1 protein-coding gene and 1 pseudogene are annotated in these 1,265 nt (G+C 57.5%); one reads left to right on the top strand and one right to left on the bottom strand.

Annotated features, from left to right (window positions below; genetic code table 11):
* Positions 1 to 293: pseudogene (locus A2I95_RS39350) on the top strand (S-(hydroxymethyl)glutathione dehydrogenase); the annotation flags it as partial.
* A gap of 112 nt (positions 294 to 405) precedes the next feature.
* Here the strand turns inward: A2I95_RS39350 and A2I95_RS39345 are convergent.
* A partial coding sequence (locus A2I95_RS39345) for a SpoVR family protein (RefSeq protein ID WP_291737789.1) occupies positions 406 to 1,265 on the bottom strand: 860 nt, incomplete at its 5' end.

The following is a 1,265-nucleotide window of genomic DNA, read 5'->3' as shown; positions in this document are numbered from 1 at the left end:
CATTGGAAGCGGCGCATAAAGGCTGGGGTGAATCGATCATCATCGGTGTGGCGCCTGCCGGGGCCGAGATTTCCACCCGGCCGTTCCAGCTGGTCACCGGCCGGTCCTGGCGCGGCACCGCCTTCGGTGGCGCCTCGGGCCGTACTGACGTGCCCAAGATCGTGGACTGGTACATGGACGGCAAAATCGAGATCGATCCGATGATCACCCATAAGCTGACGCTGGATCAGATCAACGAAGGCTTCGAGCTGATGCACGAAGGCAAATCCATCCGCGCCGTGGTGGAATTCTAAGCCCTATCCAGTTTGCAAACAGCAAAACGCAGGCCCCTGGGCCTGCGTTTTCGTTTCCGCAGCAAGGCTGAAAAGCTACCGCCAAAAGCCGGATCCGGCCCTGTGGAGAGCGTCAGTTTTCGAAGGCGGTCTCCACCGCGTCCAAGCTGACATCATACCCCCAAAGACGGCGCAAGTGCTTCAGCACCTCTTCCTGATCCTCCTCATCCAAATGAATGCCATCCCGCACAGTATGGGTCAGCTTCAATTCCCGGTCACCGCGCAGATCCGCGTCTGTCACCTGAATATCAGGTTCCAAGTAAGCCAGATCATACTGCTTTGCCAAATCGCGGCGGATCGCCTTGTATCCCGCGCGGTTATGGATCTGGCTCACCACCAGGTTGGGCAGGTCGGCGTCGTTGGTCAGCGTGAACAGCTTGAACTTACGGATCAGATGCGGCGACAGGAACTGCTGGATAAAGCTCTCATCGCGGTAATTCGCCCATGCATCGCGCATCACTTTCCGCCAGTCGGGATCACCGGCGAAATCGGGGAACCATTCGCGGTCCTCATCAGTCGGGTCCTGACAGATCCGGCGGATGTCCTGCATCATCGCAAACCCCAGCGCATAAGGATTAAGACCGGAGAAACGCGGATCGTCAAATTCCGGCTGCAGCACCACATTGGTGTGGCTGTGCATAATCTCCATAAAGGCGCCTTCGGTGATTTGGCCCTGCTCGTAAAGCTTGTTAATGATGTAGTAGTGCACGAAGGTCGCGCAGCCCTCGTTCATCACTTTGGTCTGTTTCTGCGGATAAAAATACTGCGCCAGCATCCGCACGATGCGCAGCAGCTCACACTGCCAGGCCTCCAGCACCGGGCTGTGCTTTTCCAGGAAATAAAGCACGTTCTCCTGCGGCAGATTCATCTGCTTGCGGCGCGCACTGAAATCAGCATCCTCGACCAGTTCCAGCTTGTCGCGGCCCAGGGTCG

Source organism: Leisingera sp. F5 (genome assembly GCF_001593695.1).
This window is presented reverse-complemented; position numbering and strand designations above follow the sequence as displayed.